Consider the following 21744-nt stretch of genomic DNA (forward strand, 5'->3'; position numbering starts at 1 on the left):
TATGAGAACTTATAAAATAGGCATCATCGGGTGCGGCAGCATAAGCAATACCTACATTCCCGATATACAGAACATTTATCACGATCTCGAAATACACGCAGTCGCGGACGCAGATCTTAATCGCGCCGGGGAAACTGCAAAGAGATTCGGTATTAAACATGCATACCGGACAGAAGAGCTGCTGGCCGATGACGAAATTGAGATAGCAGTCAATTTAACACCGCCGCGATTTCATCAGCAGATCAATCTCTCCGTACTTTCGGCAGGCAAACACTTATTTACGGAAAAGCCATTTGCCATGAACCTGCCCGAAGCCGATGAACTGATTACGCTTGCCGGCGAAAAGGGAGTGATGATAGGCAGCGCTCCGGATACGTTTCTGTCATCCGGTCTGCAGAGCATGAACAAATATATTCGCGACGGCATCATCGGAAAACCGCTTTATGTCACAGCCAATATGATGTCACACGGCGTGGAGATGTGGCATCCCTGCCCAGCCCCTTTCTATGAGGCAGGAGGAGGTCCGCTTTACGATATGGCGGGCTATTACCTTTCGGCCATCGTCTCTATGCTGGGCCCGGTTGACTCTGTATCGGGCTTCTGCGGCAAAGGGTTTGACAAACGTTTAATTCTCAATAAAGCACAGTTTGGAACGTATCTTGACGTCGAAATTCCAACGCACTACAGTGCGGTGCTGAATCTTAAATCAGGTGTTATAGTGAGTATGAACATGAGTTTCGATATCTGGCAGTCTGGTCTTCCGAAATTTGAAATCTATGGAACCGACGGCACAATAAGCTACCCAGATCCGAACTTCGGCGGAGGAGTCCCCTCCGTTTACCGCAAAGAACAGGTGCTCGACACGGTTTTTCAGGAAAACGAAGAATACCGGCAGCGTGAAGCAAAGATGTATGAGCTGCCTGAACTCTATCACAGAGTCAGCAATTATTCCCGTGGGCTCGGCGTACTCGACCTAGCATATGCGATTGAACATAAACGGCCAAACAGAGCCAGCGCGGAGCTGGCAAGACATATTACAGAAGTCATAGACGGAATCATAACTGCTGCAAGAGAGCACTGCGTCTGTAAGATGACTACCAGCTGTGAGATACCAAAACCGATAGAGCCCGGTCTTTTCGTGGGAGAGCTGTAGGAAAATTTTCAGACACCCTGGCACTTAAAAGGAATCAATGAAACATATTATAAAAATTAAAGGAGAACCAATCATGAGTGGAGTAGTAGGAACAAATTTAGTTGCACAGGTAGGATTTATTGTAAAGGATATTGAGGCTGCAAAAGAAAAATGGGCGCAGTTCTTAGGGGTAGAAGTACCTCCGACTCAGCCGGTTGGCGATTATGCCGTAACCGGGACAGTCTACAAAGGCCAGCCGGCTCCCGAAGCGAGCTGCCTCATGGCATTCTTCGATGTAGGACCGGGGCTCCAGCTTGAACTGATTCAGCCTAACGAAGCGCCGTCCACATGGAGAAATTATCTGAATGAAAAAGGAGAAGGCATCCATCACGTGGCTTTTCAGGTAAAGGACTCGAAAGAGGCAATCGCCCGGTGCGAGGCGTTCGGTTTAAGTCTGGAACAGCATGGCGTATACGGGGATGGATCCGGCGAATATAACTATATGAACGGCGAAAAAGACTTAAAGTGTATTGTGGAACTTCTCGAAAGCTATAAAAAGTAATCAGGGGGAGGCCGGATCAGATGATACGAATAGGCTTATCAGCAGCACTGGAACACGCCACACCTCTGGAATGGGCACAGAGAAATGCCTCCGCCGGCTGCAGGTGTGTAAATTTTCCAATCAATTACAGACAGGGGGAAGACCTCGTCCAAAGCTATGTAAAAGCCGCCAGAGATCACGATCTGCTGATTGCAGAAGTCGGGGTGTGGCGAAACCCGGTATCACCATTCGAAGACGTAAGAACGGATGCCATAGAATACGCTGTGGGACAGCTTCGGCTGGCCGATTCCATTGGTGCAAACTGTGCCGTCAACGTAGCGGGCTCAATGGGGGAACGCTGGGATGGGGCTTATAAAGATAATTTCACAAAAGAGACCTGGAAAAAAACAGTAAAAAGCATTCAGACCATCATCGACGAGGCGGCTCCGAAACACACTTACTATACCATAGAGCCGATGCCGTGGATGTACCCGATCAGTCCTGATGAGTATCTGCATCTCATTGAAGACGTCGGAAGAGACCGTTTTGCCGTTCATATGGATATCTTCAACTGGATCACCACGCCTTACCGGTACTTCTTCAACGAGGAATTCATGGAGGAAGTCTTTGAAAAACTTGGCCGTTACATAAAGAGCTGCCATATTAAGGACGTTCTGCTCGAACAGGATTTCACGATGATGTACCGGGAAGTGGAGTGCGGCGGCGGTATAATAAATCTGGAAAAATATGCAGAGCTTGCAGCCAGATACAATCCGGATATGCCCATGATTATAGAACATCTGCATTCTGAAAAAGAGTATCTGGAAAGCATTGAATACGTAAAAAGGAGGCTGAAGCTGTAAATGAGTAAGAAAAAAATCATCATAACCGGTACGGCAGGACTACTTGGTCCCCATGTTGCAAGACATTTTGCAGAGCATGGTTATCATGTCGTAGGGATCGACAGAGCTGTCCCAAAAGAATCGGCTGCACAGGAGAATCTGATTGTCGATCTGACAAATGCAGGTGAGGTGTATTCGGCTCTGTCCGGCGCCATGGGTGTCGTTCACCTCGCGGCAATCCCAAGACCCGGCATCTATACGAGTGAAGTTACCTTTGGGAATAATATTCTGGCCTCTTATCATATTCTGGAGGCAGCGGACAATTTAGGGATTAAAAAAGCCGTCATCGCATCAAGTGAAAGTGCGTACGGGTTCTGTTTCTCAAAAAATAATCTCCGCCCTCAGTATTTTCCCGTTGATGAAGAACATCCGGCGCTTGCTGAGGACTCCTATGGTATCGGAAAGATCGCGGCCGAAAAAGTGGCCGAAGGGATCCACAGACGAAACCATATGCAGATTATCACATTCCGTCTGGGTAACATCATCACCGAACCGATGTATGAAAACTTCAAAGACTGGATTCATGATCCCCATAAGAGGGTTCTGAATGTCTGGAATTATATAGACGCAAGAGATATCGCCTCCGCATGCCGCCTGGCTGTAGAAAGAGATGGTTTAGGCTGCGATATCATGAATCTGGCGGCGGATGACAACTGTATGGACATAAAGAGCCGTGATTTGATTCAGGAGGTATTCCCGGATATTACAGACATCAGAGGCGATCTGGCTGGTTACGAAACACTCTATTCCAACGCCAAAGCAAAAGCGCTTCTTGGCTGGCAGCCGGTACACCACTGGAGAGATTATGTATCATAATATTGCGAACTGCAGATAAAAGAATCAGGCCCCCTTTGCCGGGCGGGCCTGATTCAGCGTCTCCTCCATTTCAAGGAACTCCCTTAACTTCTATCGTTTCACGGTTTCCTTCGTAAAGTCTTCCTCAACCACACTCCACGCCGCATCCACGCTGTAATATCGGCGGATGTAATTCTGTGTTTTCCGGCTCAGCTCCCGGAGTGCCTCCGGATTCTGGTAGAGCCGAACCGTCTCTTCGGCAAACTCTTCCGGAGCGTCCTTAATGCACATCACCGATTCGGCTTCCGCGATCCCTTCCGCACCGATGGAGGTTGTCACGACAGGCGCACCGTTATACAGCGCCTCGATGACCTTGCCTTTGACTCCGGCGCCGTAGCGCAGGGGAACTACCACGATCCGGCAGGTACGATACAGCTCGGAGAGTTCTTCTTCAGAGACGAAGCCCTTCACGATGATACCGTTTCCCGGCTGCTCCAGGGCCTGAATCTCCTCAGTCACCTTCGATCCGACGATATAGAAGGGAACCTCCAGTTTTTCACGGATTTTAGGATATATCTCTCGCGCAAACCAGAGAACCGCATCCGCATTCGGCGGATGGGCAAAGCCGCCTACGAACAACAGACCTTCCCTCTTTTCAAAGTCGTTCGGAACCGACTCTAAGAATTTCTCGAATACATAGGCCACAATTGCCTTTACCCGGATTGTGGGATCGATCATATGGATCGCATCGCGCTCCACATAGGACGGATAATACGATACCGCCGCCTTCCGCATGATGCGGAATTCGATGGCTTTCCAGTATTCCGACGCATCCCGCTTCTTTTCGTCCCCAGTCAGCTGGTATTCACGGCCCTCTCTCAGGAAATGGAGATCATGACCATAGTAAATCATCTTGATATTGGTGTGTTCCTCTATAAAGTCCACGTATTTTTCCGCAATATGAGGTCTGTTTAAATAGGCGGCAGTGATGTCATCGCCATGCTCCTTCAGCCAGTCCCAGATTTTCACCTGATAGTCGCGGCCATACAGGATCTCGATTCCCATCTGCATCAGCGTCGTGGAATACGGCTCTTCATGAAGGAAATTATCCCCCAGGAACTTGACTACATACCCCTTTTCCAGGAACATCTTCAAGTACTGGAAGGTTGTTTTGGACCCGGCATCCCTGTCATACGTTGGGACATAGTGATCGATCACAAGAATAATATCCTTGCCCTGGCTCCGCTCACGCGCCCGAAATGGGTCGGGATTGCCATTATTCACACACTGCTTTTTGAACTCTTCCGCCCATTTTTCCTTCAGTTTCTCCGAATTCTCCACCTGATACCGCTTCAGGCCGCTTCCATTCACATCGGTTCCATTGGAAATACCCTCAAAATGGATTACCTTAGAGAGCGGCTGGTATACCACCCGGTAGCCGGCCTTTCTCACCTCGAAGGCCAGATCCGAGTCTTCGCAGTATGCCGGGGCAAACCGCTCATCGAAACCACCGATTTGCTTCCAGAGCGCATTCGACAGCAGGATCGCGGCGCCCGAGATATAGTCCACATCCTTCACATAGTTATATTCCGGTTTATCCGGATCGTCCAGCCGGCCATAGTTCCAGCCGGAGCCGTCGCTCCAGATGATACCGCCCGCTTCCTGAAGCCTGCCGTCAGGATAGACCAGTTTGGAGCCCACCATGCCGATGGACGGATCACGCTCAATCAAATCCACCAGACTCTTAAGCCAGCCCGGTGTCACCTGCGTATCGTTATTTAAGAACATCACATATTTGCCCCGGGCCGCCTTAGCCGCCTGGTTGCAGTTGCGTAAAAATCCCTGATTCGTCTCATTTCTGCAGATCGTCACGTGTTCCACGAATTTCGCCAGTTCCATGGTGGCATCGGTAGAAACGTCGTCCGCTATAATTACTTCATACGCAACATCCGTGGTATGTTCCAAAATGGAAGCCAGACAGACGTACGTGTAGTCGATCTGGTTGTAGACCGGAATGACGATGGAGACCATCGGCTCCTTCTCTTCCCGGAACTTAAGCTTTCCATGGATCCGGTAGCCCTCTCCAATCTTCATATCGCCCTCAATCAAGTTCCTGCCCTCCGGGGTCGTATATAAACGGAAGGAAGCAACCGGATGGCAAAACGTATTCTTCACGTATCCCAGGATCTTCCGCTTTCTGGTTCCCTTCGGGAACTTCTGATTAAATTTCTCTCCCAGCTTTCTTTTGACCTTGAAAATAATCGCTTCGTGGCGATTTAAAACTGCTATGGTCTGAGCCATGTTCTCGTTATCCTGGCGCAGATTGCCGATCATTACTTCCAGATTCGTCACGTGATTGTCCGTCAGGCGTTTCAGCTCAATCTGCTTGCGAATCGATAAATCTTTTTCTTCGATCTCCAGCTGAAGCTGCTTCACCCACTGGCGCTGTTTTTCAACCGCCCGTTTTACCTCATTCATATCCTCCGGAATGATATGGACGTCGTGCATATAATTCGTCAGATAAATTTTCTGGTTTTCTCCATGAACATACTCCTGAAAATGGTGTTCCATCTCTCCGAAAACCGGAATCATCTCCGGACGGATGCCGAAATTCACCATAAACTCAGGAAGCGTCGTCTCTCCCAAAAGGCTTCTGTACTGCTCGTAAAAATAGTACAGCATGCGGTAACGGATAAAGCGTACGGGAATCGGGAAGAAGAACACCCACTCGTAGTCGAGGCAGCACGGGCCGTACTCCGTCACCATGATATTCTCGAACAGGCAGTCCACGTTGGAAGCATCAAACGCCTCATCCGCCTCCAGTTCTCCGCTCTCATCCGCACACTGTCCAAACACGGCGATAAATTCATCCGTCCTCTTAAACGGTTTTAAATAACCTTCCCGAACCTCCAGAACCTGTTCCATGGCTTCTTTCAGTTCCGCCACCGGGATTCGTCCATCCATTATTTTGCGGCCCAGAATCTCAGCCATGGTTTCACCCTTCAGAAAGGCGAAACGCGCGGTCCTTCCATCTCCGCTAAGCGCCACTTCAGCTACTCCCAGCGGACTCTGGCTGGTCAGACGGTCGTATTTCTCTTTCATTGAACGAATATGAGCGACTGCCGGTTCGTTTAAAGCCGTCTTCTCTACATACTGCTTCCCGTCCTCTTCCACAATACAGGTACGTATCTGAAACTCTTCCCGGCGGGTCCTGTTGTATTTAATATACTTAGTCTTCTTCATAGCTGCTCCATATGGCTAAAAATGAATTTGCGAACGTTTCAAACACTCCGGCTTCACAGATTTCATCGTAAAATTTCCCCGGATCAAACCGGATATACTCCGGATAATCGTAAGCGAGGACCGCGTGAGCCAGTTCCCCTTTTACCGGCAGATGCTCATCCGAATAAATGGTTACCGGCAGACGGTAATCCGGCATGGGATAGTAATATGTGAGTGTTCCGGTTTTTCCGTCAGATGAACCACACAGAAGCTCTGTCAGCTCATTCTTAAGCAGACATGCCTCGTCCGGTTTTACGCCCGACTTATATTTAAGCCCCAAACGGTTGTCCACGGCTACGATCAGGGTTCCTCCCGGCTTCAGCAGCGATTTTGCCCTGTTAATCTGCGCTTCATACGGCATTTTTAAGGAACCTGCCATCACCACGTAATCAAAAAGACCGCCTTCATACGTGTCTAAGCTGCCCTTCACATAACAGATATTTCCACAGGCTTCATGGCGCAGGCGGTTTACCTCCAGGTCCTCGGAATCTTCGTCCAGAACGGTCACTTCCTTCACCCGCCTGCTGTAAAGGCCAGTCAGCGCGCCACAGCCGGAGCCGACCTCCAAAAGAGAGGCCCCCTCCTTGAACTCAAACCACTCCAGCACATTTTCCCGGGTAACCGACAGCGCAAGGAAATACTTGAGTTCCGGCTCTTCCTTCATTGCCAGCTTCGTATCGCCGTGATACTTTATCAGAAGATCTTTCACTTCGGAACTGATGTTCCCCATATCATTTTCCTCCTCGTTTCAGGGCCACCTTCACCTCGGACTCCATGTCGTAGACGCCCACCGTATTCTTATTGGAAATTACCGTAATGTTGGCAATATCATACAAACGGTGATATACCACATGTTCCCCGTTTTCAAATCCGGTACAGCTCATGGACAACAGATACTCGCCGCCCTGAAGCGTCATCTTCTGGCTGAATTCCACCTCATACTCATCGCCATTCTTCACCGGCTTCACATCCGCCGATTCATACATGGTATTGGTTCCCGTCAAATCGGCTCCCCGTTTATCCTTGATCGTATACGTAAAAATCGGTGTATCCAGACTGGTGTTGAAATGAATCCGCTCTTTAATGGTAAACATCTCGCCTTTTAAAAGCAGGTTCGTCAAGTTGCCCCGCTCATCAAACAGACCGAAATCCACGATCTCCGCCCGACCGTCTCCATACTCCGTCTTCGCGGGATTGATCGTCAGCTTTTCCTTCATGAGACCGCCGTGTGATTCCGTTTTTTGTCTCTGCCCGGCGGCCGCACTGTCTCCTGAGAAATCACTTAACTCATCAGAACGAAGTTCCACCAGTTCCTCCTCCAGCGCATCCATCTGATTAGCCAGAATTTTCTTATATAAATCAACCATCTTACCCGGCTCTCCCTGGGCGATGAAATTGCCTTTGTTAAGCACCACAACACGGTCGCAGTACTTGATAATGGCTCCCATATCGTGAGTCACCATCAAAATGGTGGTTCCATTCTTCCGTATCTCCTCCATGCGCCGATAACACTTGGCCTGGAAGAAGACATCGCCTACCGACAGCGCCTCGTCCACAATCAGGATCTCCGGTTCCACATTAATGGCAAGCGCAAAAGCCAGCCGCACAAACATACCGCTGGAATACGTTTTTACCGGCTGATAGACGAAGTCTCCGATATCAGCAAAATCCAGAATATCCTGAAGCTTCGCCTCCATCTCCTTTTTGGAAAATCCCATCATGGTGCCGTTCATAAAGATATTTTCTATACCAGTGTAATCCATGTTAAATCCGGCACCCAGCTCCAGTAAGGCGGAAATCACTCCGTCCACCTCCACCTCGCCGGTCGTCGGAGTCAGCACCCCGGTAATGATCTTTAAGATGGTAGATTTACCGGAACCGTTGGTCCCGATGATTCCCACCGTCTCGCCTTTATTTACATCAAAGGAAATCCCGTTTAACGCATAGAAATCCCTGTGATAATTTTTATGGGTAATACTCATCGCCTCTTTTAACCGGTCGATGGGCTTGTCGTATAGCCGGTAAATCTTTGTTACATCCTTTACCGAAATCGCACTATTCTTTGATTCCACCGCTCTTTTATCCTCCATTTCGGGCCTCTTACAGTACATCGGAAAAATGCGGCCGCAGCTTTTTAAATACCTTCAGTCCGATCAGCATCAGCACAATAGTCACCGCCCAGAAGTAGACTCCCAGGGTCGGACGCATCCAGAATCCGTCCCCGGTCAGCATGCTGTCGCGGTAACCGGCCACGATGTAGTAGAACGGATTGAATTTCAGTACCTTGTCCAGCCACTCCGGCGCACCCGGAAGCATTTCCGGCGCCCACATGATGGGAACCATCCACATACCAAACTGAAGGATAATCCCTACGATCTGCGCCATATCCTTGAAGAACACATTGATGGCGCTGGTAAAATACGTTAGCGCCAGAGAGAGCATGGAACAGGCAAACGTATAGTAAATAATCTGTATCCAGCTGATTTTCACCGGAATCCGGTAAGCCAGAAAGACGACGATCATGATAATGGCAAAAATCCCATGGACCATCATGCAGGACAGCATCTTAATCACCGGCAGAATCTCCACCCGGAAGACGACTTTCTTAACGAGATAGCTGTATTCCTGCAGACAGTTTGTCCCGGCGTTCATCACCTCGCTGAAGTAAAACCACGGCATGATACCGGGAAGCAGCCACAGAACGTATGGGTAGTCCACAGGAGGCACACTCTTAAATCCCAGCTGGAATACGCAGAAATAAACCAGTACCGTCGCAAGCGGCTGTAAGAACATCCACACGATACCGAAATAGGAACCCACAAACCGCTTTTTAAAGTCCGCCTTTGCCAGGTCCAGAATCAATTTTCTCTTGTGTACAATCTCTTTACATAAGGAAACCAGATAATTCATGGTCCGCTCCTCTCCGGTTAAAATTTAAATGTATCCCGAATTCCGCTCCACTTCTGGTCCTTGTCGGAAATGATCAACTCCATACCGTCCTCGATCGGCCAGTCGATACCGATCTCCGGATCGCTCCAAAGAATTCCGCCCTCGTCGCCCGGATGGTAGAAATCCGTACATTTGTAAGCAAACTCCGCCTCATCAGACAGCACCAGAAAGCCGTGGGCAAAGCCCTCCGGGATATAAAACTGCTTTTTATTTTCTGCCGTCAGCTCGACGCCAAACCACTTGCCGTACGTCTCAGAATCCGAACGAAGATCCACCGCCACGTCAAAGACACTTCCACGAACGACCCGCACCAGCTTGCCCTGCGGAAACTGCTTCTGAAAATGAAGGCCGCGAAGCACACCCTTCACAGACATGGACTGGTTGTCCTGCACAAATACCATATTAAGTCCTGCTTCCTTAAAATCATTCTGGTTATAAGTCTCCATAAAATAGCCTCTGGAATCCGGGAATACAGTCGGTTCAATCACATAGAGTCCTTTCATACCACACGGTGTTACTTTTATCTTTCCCATATTTTTATGCTCCTTACCTTCAATTTGTCATTTCTTGTCTTGTAGCATTCTATCACAACTCCGCTTAAATTTCCACTGGATGGCGGATTTTACCTGAGAATTCGTGTATCTCTTAATCTTGACAGATGAAATTTACTCTGCTACAATGTAAATACAAAAAGGTGCTGCCATTGCAAACGGTTCACCTTGGTTCATAGTTACTTTAACAAAAAGCAACCACAACTTTGGAGAGCGGCGGTTGCTTTTTAATTTCAGTCTTTTTTGTAGGCGAACCGATTACCGTTTTGGCAGCACCCGCCTATATATTATCATATGTCCTCACTTTTTTACAATCATTTAATGTAAATCATATTCCATACACTTATCATGATAAAAAAAGTCTTCAGCTTCAGACGAATCGCTTCCCTCATGTTTCCTACACTCTGCTTCAAAAATCAAATTTTCTTTCTAAATTCTTGACACCGCCATTCTACTCTGTTACAATGTAAGCATAAAAAGGTGCTACCATAGCAAACGGTTCACCTTGGTTTATAGTTACTTTAACAAAAAGCAACCACAACTTTGGAGAGACGCGGTTGCTTTTTGATTTCAGTCTTTTTTGCTGGTATGTCTAATACTTATAACTGTCACTATAATACTAATGACCGTTACAACAATGCCTAACATCATTTCTCTTTTTACCATTATTTAATGTAAATTGTATTCTATACACTTATCATGATAAAGTAAGTCTTCAGTTCCAGGCAAACTGCTTCCCTTATGTTTCCTACAATCTGCCCCAAAAGCCAAATTTTCTTTCTAAATTCTTGACATCGTCAATCTACTCTGTTACAATGTAAATACAAAAAGGTGCTGCCATTGCAAACGGTTCACCTTTGTCAATAGTTACCTTCAAAAAAGCAACTACTACTTTGGCAAGCAGCGCGGTTGCTTTTTTGATGTCAATTTATCCTGTCTTTTTTGTCAGTATGCCTGATACTTATAACCGTCACTATGATACTAATAACCGTTACAATGATACCGACAATTCCAACAACAATGCCTAACATCATTTCTTCCTTTCGTTTTTATTTTCCACATATGTATCACCTCCGGAAATACGGGAAGTTCTCAAAATGTACTCATTTTGGCGAAAGGCGAACCGCTTACCGTTTTGGCAGCACCCATCTTTATAATACCATATACCTTGCTCTTTTACAATTATTAATTGTATATTTCACTTATTTTCGCAATATATTTTCCTGGCCTCTTCTCCAATACTCCCGATTCATCGTAATTTTCATAATCATCCAAATCGGAAGCTTCCGATACCGCTTCCCCAAAAGATACCCCAGATACTTAAATCCGCTTTTTACAATCACTCCGGGAATCAGCCACGGTTTTTTCTGTTCCATAAGCCATCTGCACGTCTTTTTCACCAGCCGGATTCCCTCGCTCTCCGAGCGGATTCCCTCGAATACCTCCGGGTGATCCGCCTGGGAAACCGCCAGATCGAAATTACGCTTTAACTGAGCGATACAGCCATAATTATGAGAGTGGATCACCTGGGCCTTTGCGGCATAGACAATGGCCTGGCCCCGATCCAGGACCGCATTGCCGGCATATATCATATCTTCGTTAAAAATTGTACGGCTAATAAATCCGCCGGCTTCCAGAAAAAGTTTCCGGTCATAGGCGCAGCAGACATTGGAGGCAAAGAACGTCTTGATTCCCAGTTCTTTTAAATCGCCCTTCGTCTTGATACGGCTCTGGTCTGGATAATTGAAAGATCTGGTGTATTTTTCCGCTAATGCGCAGTCACTGTTTGGCAGCTGTCTCGCATAGGCCACCGCCGCCGGTTCCCCAGCCGGCCCGCTTAAACTCAAGCCCTTTACCAGCTCCCCGATTAACTCTCTATCTGCAGGAACCGCGTCATCCGTCATAAATACCATGATATCAGCCTCGGAAAAGGACGCCCCTTTGTTTCTCGTTCCCCCATGATCAAATTCACTCTTTTTCACATGGTGAACTTCCAGATTCGGGACAGCCTCGTAAGCCTCATTTTTCCAGAAAGACTGTTCCGTATTCATAATAATAATGCGCCGGATCGGATAACTCTGCTTTCCCAGCCGCTCCAAAAGCGTTTCAAATACAGCATCCGGCTTATAAACCGGAATAATTACATCCACTGTGCGTTTTATTTCCATCGTTTCTGCAGTCATAGTTCAGCCTTTCTACGGTATATCAGTTATTCTATCTTTATTTCCCATAATTATCTGATACAGGTCATGGAACAGATTCTCACAAGCGCGTAAATACTGACGAAACACTCCAGATAATAGGTTCCCCGTGAATAATCCCGTTTCACTGTCAGATTATCCCCATAGAGCATCAGCAGGACAAGCGGAAGAATCGGCAGGAAATACCTCCCCTGAATCCCTGCGATATAGGTAAAGCCTTTAGGCGTCCAGCCCAAAAGCATGGATGTCAGCACCAGAACTATACTTAAGAAGGCCAAAACCGCAATCCAGACTTTATGACCAGTTTTCATGGGAGTGTGCTCTCCAGCCTTCCGCACAGAGCTCACGATCAAAATTCCCCACAGCAGATACAGGCAGAAATACGGCACCGTCAGATTCGGGTCAAGATTCCCCAGATAACCGCCCAGCATAGTGGCCTGATAGTAATCGAACTGTGTCACCAGTGTCTCGTAGTAAATCAGGAACGCCTGGTACGGCTGCTTTAAGATATCCTGAATCGTATAACCGGCCGCACCGCCTTCCCAGCTGATTATATTCTCCGTATCCTGAATCCAGGCAGACAGAACCACGTTATTAATTAAGAAAATAGCCAGCGCCATTACCGCAATCACCGCAGCTACCGATATCCAGTACTGTTTCTTTGTGCCGAATTTCGACGCAGGAATCAGAAGACAGATACCGGCCAGCGGCAGATACACGATTTTACACGGCTCTAAAAGAACCAGAAGAAGTCCCAGAACCACCGTGTCCCGGATTCCGATCTGCTTCTTCTCATAGGCCAGATAAAAACACCAGGCAAAAAACAGAAACGACAGGCCGATGAGCGCTGCATCGTATGACAGAGAAGCGGCCAGGTGAAGCGTCATGGGCAGAAGACTTACGGCCTGAAACAATTCTTTCTTAAACGGCATGATGCGAACCGCCAGCCATGCCATTCCGGCAAATGCCAGAAGATTGAACAGACGTCCCATATAGATGAGCGGAATATATCCCAGGTGCAGCACTCTTGCCAGGGAAATCCCCAGTGCCTGAGGTAAGTAGACGACCGGCGTCGTGTTCACCGGCGCCTCGAAACGGACCGTGGTACCGCCCCCTGTGTTCTTTGTAAACAGTTCCCTAAGCATCAGCGCATAAGAATCTCTTCCCACACTGGAATACGGTTCCTCCCTGCCATCCTGCTCCCGCACCAGAACATTGCCGCCCCGGGCGATATATTCCTTCTCCTGATCCGACGCCGATAAAAGGAACGACTCATCCGCCACCGCTTCCTTTCCCATAATCTGGTTTGACAGCCGGTAAGCGCTGACGAAATGACGCGGTTCATCCGGAGCTGAAAACGGCGGCAGAATCATCATGTAAAAGAATCCCAGGCAGATTATGGTAACCGGAAACAGCCAGCCTGGTTTCTTCCCGTATACCCACAGGATACCGGCAAGAACAGCCAGAAACAGGATCCCAAGCCGCAAAATCCAGATATAAAACAGGCGCACAGACTCATAATCCGGAGAGGGAATGGCGTCAATCACACTGTGATACGGCTTTACAAAGACTACAATAAGAAAAAGGATCGTGGCTGCCGCCATCCACAGGCCGCTCTGTCCCGCGATCTCTTTTGCAGTTTGGAGACTTATTTTCTTTTTATTTTTAACAGTATCTGCTTTCATCACGTGCCTCTTCCTCCCTGTCAGCCGCCCTCTTTCTGTCTGCTTCTTCCTTTCTGTCGAGAGCCAGCTGCTGGATCAGCTCCGTCACCCTGCTTTCCAGCTGGGAAATCTTAAGAGACAGGAAGAACACCTTCACCAGCAGGATAAAGATCACAAACATAAAGATGAAATTGGATGTGGAATACGTTCCGACAAAATCAGACAGAATGTCAGCCAATCCCGGGAAAATGCTGAATACCACCATCATCAGGGCGAACATCACCCAAAATATGGAATCCTCAATCTTCACCTTAGACTGCCGGATCTTTTTCAGCACAAAGAATGTCAGCAGTATGGAAACTACAATCAGTACACACCGAAGTATAACGGTCATCGCACGTTCTCCCTTCTCTTATCTTCTGCCGCGTTTCCGAAAATTCTGTACAAGCAGGATGGAAAACATCATTTTCCCCATGTACCGGGCGGCGCTCACAGGCTTTAAGTAACTCTCACCGAGAATTCTCTCATCCATCGTCACCTGGATCTCTGCGACCCGTGCGCCCTGTTTTAACAGATAGGAAATCGTATCCGGTTCCGGGCCATAGTTTAAGCCTTCTGCAAACTCCCGGATCATGCGCTCATTAAACATGCGCATCCCGGAGGTGGGATCGGAGACGGAGACGCCGGTTGTCAGACGAATCGCCCCTGAGAGCAGTCTGCTTCCCAGCATGCGCATGGAATTCGGCTTCTTCTCCGTGACGAAACGGGAACCAATCACGATGTCGTATCCCTCATCCATTTTTTCCCGCATTGCTCCAATGTATTCCGGCCGATGCTGCCCGTCGCCGTCAAACTGGATCGCGTAACGGTATCCTCTGCGGTATGCGTATTTCAGTCCTGTCTGAAACGCCCCTGCCAGCCCTAAATTGACAGGCAGATCGATCAGCTGAAATCCGCGGCTCCGGCAGATCGCCGCAGTCTCATCCGCAGAGCCGTCATTGACGATCACATAATCGTATATGGGATATTCCTCCTGCAGTCTCGTCACAACCCGCTCGATATTGAGGGCCTCATTATATGCAGGTATAATCACCAGCACCTTGTCCATGGCTAACGTCCTCCCTGTTGTTTCTTCGTCCTGTAAAATACGTAGAATGCCTGTCCCATAAAGCACATCATAAGCACCAGCATTTCCAGCATATAGGACAATGCCCCACCGTTGATCCCTCCGGTCTTCACAAGCAGAAACGAAAGAATCGCGGACAGAATGCACACGGGAACGTATCCGAAGAAGATCCTGCGCTGGCATTTCATTATAACAAGCACATAATAAAACAGATTCATGACTGCAAAGAATCCGCCGCCGAGAATAATGTACAGAAGTCCGGACTTATAAGGCGCCAGCTTCACATTAGAGATTGCCCCCAGCACCGGCACACCGATCGCCCATGCACCGGCCAGCGCAATAATCGTTAATATTAGTATAATGGCCATCAGTTTCTTTAAATCCCGGGTAAACTCATCAAACTTCTTTCCCTCCCACTGATAGGACATCTTCGTCAAAAACGGCCGTATCACAAAATTGGCCGCCAGATTGATGACAGAGGTGGGCATAAAGACTGCCACAAAGATGGCGGTATCCGTTGCAGTCATCTGCGCATCCACCGCATATTTAGCCATAGCAAAGATCAGACCATCGAGGAAGACTGACAGAAACAGAAGGAACGATTCCCGGACCAGAGCCATGGATTTCCCCGCTGCACGCGAAATGTCCACTCCGGGCACCAGCTTCATGAGATTCCAGTCAAACAGCAGAATTCCGGCTGCCTGGGCCAGCACCGCAATTACACAGGAAAATACCAGCTCCCGCGTCAAAAAGAGCGTGCCCAGAAACAGGATGACCGACAGAATCGTCCGGTAAGCCATTGCTTTTCCGGTCAGATACAGGCGTCCGGCCCGTTGAAATTCAGATTCATAGACATCAGCGAAGCCGTCCAGCACCTTATAAACCACCATCAGAAAAACAACCAGTGTCTTCTGACGCGAATACCCGTTCGGAACGAAGTAAGTATTAACAAAAATATAAGAAATACCGAACAGAACAGCCGCCATACACGTATAGAGCCTGACCCTCCGGTACTCTCCGAAGGTATACGCCTGATTCACATCGGTGCTCTGAAGCGGCCGCATACCAAAATAAGCCACCAGAAACATCTGCTGACCAAATGTGCTGAACGCAAATCCGAAGATACCGCCCTGCTCCGGACCGATTAAGTGATTAACCAGAGCAGTCAGAATCATGCTGGAGCCGGCATAAATCAGGCTTCCGATCATGTTCCAGGCAATATTCTGCCGGTCGATTGCGGCAGTTCCTGTGCTTAGACTGCCGAACATCCTTTGTCTGAGCCATTTCATGTCTTCTTCATTCCTCTGTCTGTGACCGTCTCTTCCGACAGTACTGTACCGTCTCCCAGGTCGAGAATATAAGGATAATGAGTCTTCCTTTTCTCTATCGGAGGCATCTGCATATAATCCCCGTACATATAAGTCAGAATATCATGCTCTGTTCTCGGAAATACCAGCTTGAATCCCTCAAAATCCAGCTTCAGTCCCGGTGAAAACGCCGCCTTTTCCACCACGTTCCAGAATGGATTCGTATCCGGATAAAAGGCCATACGCTTCGTATTCTTCCCCTCATAACGGCGGCAGATCTTTTCACAGCGGGAAGCCAGTCCCCGCTTGGAGATGCAAAGCCCCTTAAGCGCGTGATGCACCGCGATGCAGACAGCCGTGATCAGCTTCGCCTTCCATCCCGTCTGAGCCAGATAAGGCCGGGGAATCGACCGCAGTATTAAAAGTTTACTGAAAAACCAGGCCTCCCATGCCTGAAGCTTCATGAGAAACCCGGAATCCGGTATATCATCATATACGTACATATCTAAAAAAACACCGAGAGGGCTGTCCACATCCCTCATGGGAGAATCCACGAATCTGGTGCCGCGGCGGCAGATCCTCGTCGTCATCAGCGGATAATTCTCACTGGTCCGCCAGTTTAAGACGTAATACTTATCACCGAGCTTTTCTTCCACCAGCTTCAAAAGGCACTCAAAATCCTTCCTTGGCATGGCAACGTCAATGTCATCATCCCAGGGAATAAATCCCTTATGCCGAATCGCTCCGATCGCTGTCCCCGCCATACCAAAACAGAGAAGCCCGTGGCTGTCACACAGCTCCATGACATCCTTAAGTATCTCCAATTCCATCTGTTGTACACGGGAAAGGATCTCCGGTTCATAAAAACCTGCCATCCGTCTGCCTCCAATTTCTAACAATGTTCCGTTTTATTCTACAATATTGGAGGGGAAAAGTAAACGGAGATTTTAAAATAGCCTGTGAATTGGAACCTCGGACCTCCTTACGTTTCACTCATCAAATGGCATAACTGGCACGCCGACGGAGCCGACGCACATCCGCCAAGAGCCGTCTCCCGCAGCTCGGAAGGCAGTTTCTTTCCCACAGAATACATGGTAGCCAGCATCTCATCAAACGGAATCAGCTGCCTGATCCCGCTCAGGGAAATCTCTGCGGCAATCAGGGCATTGGCTGCCCCGGAAGCATTGCGGTTCTGGCAGGGATATTCTACCAGGCCGCCTACGGGATCACAGACCAGTCCAAGCATATTCATAAGGACCGTGGAGGCGGCATAGAGGCACTGCTCCGGAGTTCCCTCCATCAGTTCTACTGCAGCTGATGCTGCCATGGCGGAAGCGATTCCGACTTCGGCCTGGCAGCCGCCTACTGCTCCGGCCACCGTAGCGTTGCGCATAGCCAGATAGCCAATCGCACCGGCGTTGTAAAGCGCGTCGATCAGTCTGTCGTCAGCCAGCCCATACTCTTCCTGGAGCGCCAGCAAAAGCCCCGGGACAATCCCCGAAGAGCCGGCTGTAGGAGCCGCTACGATCAGTCCCATGGAGGAATTCACCTCCAGAACGGCCATGGCGTAAGTGATTGCACGGCTCATGACAGTGCCGCAGACAGCCTTTCCATTTTCTCTGCGGGCAGACAGCTTCCTGGCCTCCCCGCCGATCAGGCCGCCCATGGATTTCCCCGGTTTTTCAATCGGCTCGTATGCGGAAGAACGCATAATTTCCAGCACGCGCCGCATACGATCATCCGCCTCTTCGGCTGTCGTCTCTCCCTGATCACATTCTCTCTCCCGCATAACAGCTGATATCGGGCACTGGTTCTCGCTGCATAATTCCAGAAGCTCTCTGGCATTTTTAAAATCCATCATTTCTCTTCTCCTCATTCGTACCGCCCGGTGCCTTCCGGCATCAGTACACGGGCGGCCCTGTTACTTACGACTGTACGATCATTACATCATGTACATGTATGTTTTCTCTCAGTGTTTCAGTTATATTCCCGGGCAGGCGGTTATCAGATTCAACAATGGTATAAGCGGTATGCCCCTTTGCTTCACGAAAAATTCTCATAAAAGCAATGTTGACGCTGCAGTCACTTAACACCTTCGTGATATGGGCAGCCACACCGGGCTTGTCCTGGTGCACGACGATAACCGCACTGTATTCCCCGGTGAAATCCACCTTCACCTGGTTGATTCGCACGATTCGGACTTTTCCGCCTCCCAGAGATTCCCCCCGCACGGTCATGACCTGTCCGGCCTCATTTTCCATCCTGATATCGACGGTATTCGGATAAATATCCGTATCCGTCTCATTCACGATAAAATGATACTCAAGGCCGCGCTCTTCTGCAATCCGGAAGGAATCCCGGATTCTTGTGTCATCTGTGGAAAATCCCATGATTCCCCCTAAAAGCGCACGATCCGTACCGTGTCCCCGGTACGTTTTTGCAAAGGAACCATAGAGCGTAAATTCCACTTTTTTAAGCGGCCCGTTTATCATCTTCTGAGCCAGATACGCGATAACAGCTGTCCCAGCCGTGTGGGAACTGGAGGGGCCGATCATATTGGGCCCTAATACATCAAAAACACTGATAAATGACATGATAACCTCCCTGCACCGTTTCCTGTTTTTATCATTTCACGGTTGACATCTTTATGGTCTCATTATATCATGGCATTATGTATGAATCCAATTCATATATTTTATGTACTTATTGAATAATTTTCATCAATTTTTTCCCTTTTGAAAGGAGGACAGGAAGCAAATGGAACTTCGGCAGTTAAGCACATTGATCCGGGCAGCCCAGCTTCAGAGTTTCTCAAAGGCTGCAGAGAGCCTTGGTTATTCACAGTCCGCCGTTACCGTCCAGATTCGGCTTCTGGAAGAGGAACTGGGGACCAGGCTCTTTGACCGGATTGGACGAAAGGTAACGCTTACGCCCCAGGGCAGCCGTTTCCTCACGAGTGCATATGATATCCTATATGAGGTCAACCGGGCAAAGCTGTCTGTCAGCGGCGGAGCGGAGCTTGAGAATCCACTTCACGTGGGTACGATCGAATCGCTGTGTTTCTCAAAATTCCCCTCCATTCTCCGCTATTTCAGAGAGAATCATCCAAAAGTAGCGGTGCAGATCACCACGGCGCCGCCGGAAGAACTGATCGAAATGATGGAACGCAATCAGCTGGATCTGATCTATATTCTGGACGAGCCGCGCTTTAACAGCAACTGGTATAAGGTCATGGAACAGAAGGAAGAGATCGTTTTCCTCTCCTCCCCTTCCTTCCCGCTGGCAGACAAAAAGAAAGTCCGGCTGGAGGAGCTGCTGGGGGAGCCATTCTTCCTGACGGAAAAAAATGCCAATTACAGAAAGGCCTTCGACCGTTATCTCGCCTCTAAGAACATCCTGCTTACCCCATTTCTGGAGATCAGCAATACAGAGTTTATCCTCAAAATGATCGAAGAAAACAAGGGCCTTTCCTTTCTCCCCAGATTTGCCGTCGAGGAAAGCGCCGAAAGCGGGCACATCCGTGTTCTTGATGTCATAGATTTTCACGCTTCCATGTACCGCCAGATTTTTTATCACAAAGATAAATGGAAAACCAGGGAAATGGATGAGTTCATACGGCTGGCCTCCCTGGAATAGAAGTTCGTGATTATACAAAAACAGTGATGCCTCTGTTCACAACAGATTCATCACTGTTCCTTTATCTTACCGGTTTACAGGCCGTATCCCGGTCCTATCTCCTGTTTTGCTGCCTCTTCGGCTGCTCTCGCGGCTTCCTCTGCTGCTCTCTGTTCGGCTGCAGCCTGCTCTTCCGCCTGGCGGCGCGCTGCTTCTTCCTGCTGTTCTGCAGCTGCCTGATTCTTAACATCTTCACTTACCAGCGGATCCGTCGGGTCCCATGTCTGTTCAACCGGAATCGGAGTTATGGTTGGTTTATAATATGGTCCCACATTTACCGGATCTTCGAATATCTCAATCGTAGTACCGATCGGGCAGTTATCATACACCCACTTTGCATTCTGTGCGGTCAGACGGATACAGCCAAGGGAACGCACCACGCCCAGCCCGTTATAGCCCACCGACTGCATCGTATAGATATCGGGTTTGTCGTAACAGATCGAATGGATCAGAAATCCCTGTCCAGCCGTAATTCTGGTAGCATACTGCGTGTACGTATCGTTTACCATCAGACGCCACCGGTACTTTTCCGGTGTGTGGAAGGTTCCTAAGGGAGTATCGTCACCGACGGAACAGAGCATCGATTTAACCGGAATAATATATCCGTTGTCGCCATCCTTGGCGTATGGAACCAGTGTATTTAACTGCTTGTTGATCTTAATCACGTAAGAACTCTGAATCCCGATAATCGGATCCAGATCCTGAACCAGCTTTCCCTGTTCATCAAAATAGAATTTCAATCCATCTATGTACTGCCAGCCGGTCAGGAAAGAATTATCTCTGACATAGTAACGTACGCCGTCGTGATCGACCCAGCCCGTATAGATACCGCCCGGAACATCTGTGTAGCGTGTCACGCCGTTGTCATCATAAAATCCAAATGGGAAGTTCGTTCTGACAGCCGGGGTACCGTCGCTCTCATTGTGATTCACTTCCGTTAAATAAGCTTCCAGACTCGTTAAGGGCGCTCCTTCCCCTACGGTTCCAGCCGGACTTCCCGTCTTTGCCAGTCCAAGCTTTTCCCTGCCTGATACAGTTGCACGGTACCAGACGTCCAGCACCTGTCCGGCATATCCGCCAAGCTTCATCTGTACAGCTTCAATCTGATTACCGGTATTCTCTCCGCCTGCCACAGCGCCGTCAGAAACCCAGCCCTGCCAGCCGCCGTCGTGTAAGTATACGCGGTAGGAAATAGTACCATCCACACCGGTAAGCCATACCTTTAAGCCTTCCACCGGCGATGCCGAATCTGATGCCGGCTGCCTGTCCATGGCCTCATTCTTCCACTGACCATTGGTAAACACCTGATATACAACATGGGGAGACGGTGGATTCTGTATCTCATCGTCGGCAAAAGCCGTCATGCATCCCAACACCATGAAAGCGGCAAGCGCTGCGACAGCCGCCGCCTTTTTCAATGCCTGTAACATATCCTTATCCTCCTGATACATCCGTTTTTTCCCGAAAGAAACGGGCATTCCATACTCTAAAAAGCAGATAATCTCATTATACTATAGCGTTTTTTAAAAGTAAAGCATCGGAGAAAATCGTAATTTTATAAGAAAATTGTAAGAATTCTTAATAATTCCAGCAATTCCATAATCCTCCATTGGTGGTGT

General features: G+C 48.7%; 19 protein-coding genes. 5 read left to right on the forward strand and 14 right to left on the reverse strand.

What is annotated here, in order from left to right; all coding sequences use genetic code 11:
- Window position 1 precedes the first annotated feature (1 nt).
- The 4 genes from NE473_RS12060 (at window position 2) to NE473_RS12075 (ending at window position 3391) form a co-directional block, all read left to right on the forward strand.
- Entirely contained in the window at window positions 2-1153 is a 1152-nt protein-coding gene (locus tag NE473_RS12060; RefSeq protein WP_055650391.1) for a Gfo/Idh/MocA family protein, read from the forward strand.
- A gap of 73 nt (window positions 1154-1226) precedes the next feature.
- The gene (locus tag NE473_RS12065; protein WP_039893622.1) at window positions 1227-1694 is read left to right on the forward strand and encodes a VOC family protein; all 468 of its coding nucleotides are present in this window, start codon (window positions 1227-1229) and stop codon (window positions 1692-1694) included.
- 20 nt (window positions 1695-1714) lie between these two features.
- Window positions 1715-2536 (forward strand): sugar phosphate isomerase/epimerase family protein, encoded by an 822-nt coding sequence (locus NE473_RS12070; protein WP_081034893.1) that lies wholly within the window; start codon window positions 1715-1717, stop codon window positions 2534-2536.
- On the forward strand, window positions 2537-3391 hold the full coding sequence (locus tag NE473_RS12075) for an NAD-dependent epimerase/dehydratase family protein (RefSeq protein WP_055650390.1): 855 nt from the start codon (window positions 2537-2539) through the stop codon (window positions 3389-3391).
- 90 nt (window positions 3392-3481) lie between these two features.
- Here the strand turns inward: NE473_RS12075 and NE473_RS12080 are convergent, their stop codons facing one another.
- From NE473_RS12080 to sdaAB, 13 genes are all read right to left on the reverse strand, one after another.
- Window positions 3482-6613: a glycosyltransferase gene (locus NE473_RS12080; protein WP_055650389.1), complete on the reverse strand. Its 3132-nt coding sequence runs from the start codon at window positions 6611-6613 to the stop codon at window positions 3482-3484.
- A complete protein-coding gene (locus NE473_RS12085; RefSeq protein ID WP_055650388.1) occupies window positions 6600-7382 on the reverse strand; it encodes a class I SAM-dependent methyltransferase in 783 nt (260 codons plus the stop codon). Before NE473_RS12085 ends, NE473_RS12080 begins: the two co-directional genes overlap by 14 nt.
- A 1-nt stretch (window position 7383) precedes the next feature.
- A complete protein-coding gene (locus NE473_RS12090; RefSeq protein WP_055650387.1) occupies window positions 7384-8742 on the reverse strand; it encodes an ABC transporter ATP-binding protein in 1359 nt (452 codons plus the stop codon).
- A 10-nt stretch (window positions 8743-8752) separates the two neighbouring features.
- Window positions 8753-9562 (reverse strand): ABC transporter permease, encoded by an 810-nt coding sequence (locus NE473_RS12095; RefSeq protein ID WP_006773854.1) that lies wholly within the window; start codon window positions 9560-9562, stop codon window positions 8753-8755.
- A gap of 17 nt (window positions 9563-9579) precedes the next feature.
- Window positions 9580-10134, reverse strand: a complete 555-nt coding sequence (gene rfbC, locus NE473_RS12100; protein WP_055650386.1) for a dTDP-4-dehydrorhamnose 3,5-epimerase — start codon at window positions 10132-10134, stop codon at window positions 9580-9582.
- Window positions 10135-11354: 1220 nt separating this feature from the next.
- Window positions 11355-12335, reverse strand: a complete 981-nt coding sequence (locus NE473_RS12105; protein ID WP_055650385.1) for a glycosyltransferase family 2 protein — start codon at window positions 12333-12335, stop codon at window positions 11355-11357.
- A 50-nt stretch (window positions 12336-12385) separates the two neighbouring features.
- Entirely contained in the window at window positions 12386-14038 is a 1653-nt protein-coding gene (locus tag NE473_RS12110; RefSeq protein WP_055650384.1) for a DUF2142 domain-containing protein, read from the reverse strand.
- Window positions 14019-14411 (reverse strand): DUF2304 domain-containing protein, encoded by a 393-nt coding sequence (locus tag NE473_RS12115; RefSeq protein WP_006773849.1) that lies wholly within the window; start codon window positions 14409-14411, stop codon window positions 14019-14021. Before NE473_RS12115 ends, NE473_RS12110 begins: the two co-directional genes overlap by 20 nt.
- An 18-nt stretch (window positions 14412-14429) precedes the next feature.
- Window positions 14430-15125, reverse strand: coding sequence for a glycosyltransferase family 2 protein (locus NE473_RS12120; RefSeq protein WP_006773848.1), 696 nt, complete (start codon window positions 15123-15125; stop codon window positions 14430-14432).
- 2 nt (window positions 15126-15127) lie between these two features.
- Window positions 15128-16432, reverse strand: coding sequence for a lipopolysaccharide biosynthesis protein (locus NE473_RS12125; RefSeq protein WP_055650383.1), 1305 nt, complete (start codon window positions 16430-16432; stop codon window positions 15128-15130).
- Complete coding sequence (locus tag NE473_RS12130; protein WP_055650382.1) at window positions 16429-17325, reverse strand: LicD family protein; 897 nt, start codon at window positions 17323-17325, stop codon at window positions 16429-16431. The genes NE473_RS12125 and NE473_RS12130 overlap by 4 nt, the downstream gene beginning before the upstream one ends.
- Before the next feature lie 107 nt (window positions 17326-17432).
- Window positions 17433-18308, reverse strand: coding sequence for an L-serine ammonia-lyase, iron-sulfur-dependent, subunit alpha (gene sdaAA / locus NE473_RS12135; RefSeq protein WP_055650465.1), 876 nt, complete (start codon window positions 18306-18308; stop codon window positions 17433-17435).
- Between the two features lie 67 nt (window positions 18309-18375).
- Window positions 18376-19044 (reverse strand): L-serine ammonia-lyase, iron-sulfur-dependent subunit beta, encoded by a 669-nt coding sequence (gene sdaAB / locus NE473_RS12140; RefSeq protein WP_006773843.1) that lies wholly within the window; start codon window positions 19042-19044, stop codon window positions 18376-18378.
- A gap of 163 nt (window positions 19045-19207) precedes the next feature.
- On the opposite strand from sdaAB, the gene NE473_RS12145 reads away from it, so the two are divergent.
- Entirely contained in the window at window positions 19208-20086 is an 879-nt protein-coding gene (locus NE473_RS12145; protein ID WP_155560816.1) for a LysR family transcriptional regulator, read from the forward strand.
- Between the two features lie 74 nt (window positions 20087-20160).
- Here the strand turns inward: NE473_RS12145 and NE473_RS12150 are convergent, their stop codons facing one another.
- Window positions 20161-21555, reverse strand: a complete 1395-nt coding sequence (locus NE473_RS12150) for a L,D-transpeptidase family protein (RefSeq protein WP_022031765.1) — start codon at window positions 21553-21555, stop codon at window positions 20161-20163.
- Window positions 21556-21744 lie beyond the last annotated feature (189 nt).

The sequence above is a fragment of the Hungatella sp. SL.1.14 genome, from assembly GCF_024460495.1.
Taxonomy (GTDB): Bacteria; Bacillota; Clostridia; order Lachnospirales; family Lachnospiraceae; genus Hungatella; species Hungatella hathewayi.